Source organism: Lacticaseibacillus suihuaensis, from assembly GCF_054785075.1.
Genome location: NZ_BAAGBJ010000032.1, coordinates 1 through 2,234, shown reverse-complemented (window position 1 = coordinate 2,234; position 2,234 = coordinate 1). Strand labels below are relative to the sequence as shown.

General features: G+C 40.5%; 1 protein-coding gene. It reads left to right on the top strand.

The features are described from left to right. The first annotated feature begins 185 nt into the window (after positions 1–185). Positions 186–2,009: an LPXTG cell wall anchor domain-containing protein gene (locus tag ACYVRZ_RS13055; protein WP_461227461.1), complete on the top strand. Its 1,824-nt coding sequence runs from the start codon at positions 186–188 to the stop codon at positions 2,007–2,009. The last annotated feature ends 225 nt before the right edge of the window (positions 2,010–2,234 follow it).

The following is a 2,234-nucleotide window of genomic DNA, read 5'->3' as shown; positions in this document are numbered from 1 at the left end:
TGAGCGCGCTCGAGCTCAGCGACGAGCTGCCAAGGTAGTCGTAGCCAGCTAACTCAACTCATCAAAGATAACAGTTCATCTCACGGTGTCGTGCCATGGGGTGGCTAACTTGTTCTTGCAATTTGCGTTACAATAGTAGTATAATTAATTTGTAAAAAATATAATATCTTGTGGAGGAAGTAATTATGAAAAACAGGGTGCTACCATTTCTGGGAATTGTTAGTGTTTCTGCCGTTGTTTTAAGTACTTTTCCTGCAACACTTGCTTCAGCTCAAACAAGTTATTGCTCCGTAAAGCTGTCTCAAGTATGTAATCGTGTAACGGCCGCAAAAAAGTCACAAGAAGCCAAAATTGCACAATTAGCTGACGCTCTCAAATCTACTACAAAGGTTTACAACCAAGTAAATCAACAAAGAAATGCAACAATTCAAACCGCTCAGGGGTGGATTAACCGTAAACAAGGAATTGTTAACGATGCTCAGCAAAAATCAAATGCAGCAAATACTTGGTTGGCAGAAAAGCAAGCAGAATTAAAGAAGGAACAGGCTAAGCAACAGCCAATTATTGATACAGCAAATGCAACAATTCAAACCGCTCAGGGGTGGATTAACCGTAAACAAGGAATTGTTAACGATGCTCAGCAAAAATCAAATGCAGCAAATACTTGGTTGGCAGAAAAGCAAGCAGAATTAAAGAAGGAACAGGCTAAGCAACAGCCAATTATTGATACAGCAAATGCAACAATTCAAACCGCTCAGGGGTGGATTAACCGTAAACAAGGAATTGTTAACGATGCTCAGCAAAAATCAAATGCAGCAAATACTTGGTTAGCAAAAAAGCAAGCAGAATTAAAGAAGGAACAGGCTAAGCAACAGCCAATTATTGATACAGCAAATGCTGAGATTATTACTCGAAATAGCTTTGTTAATCGCAAACAAGCAGCTTATAATGCTGCTCAAAAAGCACATGCGGCTGCAATCACCGATGAAGAGAAGGCTGCCACTGAAACTCAACTCCAGAAGGCCTACCAAGATCTAAAGAAAGAAAAAGGTATTCGTGACGCAGCTGTTTTATCACAGAATAAAATAATCAGTACAGCTCAAGGATGGATCAACCGCAAACAGGCGATTGTTAATGATGCTCAGTCAAAGGCAAATGCAACAAATACTTGGTTGACTCAGAAACAAGCTGAGTTAGCCAAGGAACAGGCTAAACAACAGCCAATTATTGATGCGGCAAACGTAACAATTCAAACCGCTCAGGGATGGATCAACCGCAAACAGGCGATTGTTAATGATGCTCAGTCAAAGGCAAATGCAGCAAATACTTGGTTGACTCAGAAACAAGCTGAGTTAGCCAAGGAACAGGCTAAACAACAGCCAATTATTGATGCGGCAAACGTAACAATTCAAACCGCTCAGGGATGGATCAACCGCAAACAGGCGATTGTTAATGATGCTCAGTCAAAGGCAAATACAGCAAATACTTGGTTGACTCAGAAACAAGCTGAGTTGAAAAAAGAAGAAGATAAACAGCAGCCTATTATTGACAAAGCAAAAAAAGACATTGAAGTTGCTGCAGCAAACGTTGCTTTGGCAAACAAGGCATATAAAGCAGCCCTGTCATGGATGGAGGGATTTAATCAAGGGGTTCAAGACTTCAAGTCTGGGTACGCCTTCAGGCCTGGTACTGCGTTCGGGCAGGACTACATTACTGGTTATAAAACTGGCTATGATCTTGCCTCACAGTGTGCAAATAACGAAACTAACATTAATAATCAACCATCGTCTATTGTTAATTCAGTAACCAATAATTCCTCATCTCAGCCATCTACAAATACAGTAAGCATGCCTCAAACAACCGAAAATAAAAAAGAAGCTTTAGTTCATAACACTTTACCACAAACTGGAGATGCGATTAATATTACGTCTGTATTAGCTGGTGTCGTAGCTATTTTAGGTTCTCTATTTGGATTATCTAGCATGCGTGGACGCGGGAATAATAAGTAGATACCCCAGTTTACAATTCAAGTGCAACACCCTGACGACTAGACCATAAAGGCCATGAAGACCTATTCTTGTTAGTGCTAGCTAAACAAGAAAGCAGGAATGACGTTTACCCTCAAAGTTGGAAACGACTTTGGGGGTTTTTCTATGACCAAGATTCAGATGGAAATAAAGGTTAAAGCGGTAGAGGAATTTCTTACTGGGACTGAATCAAAGGCTTCAATTGCA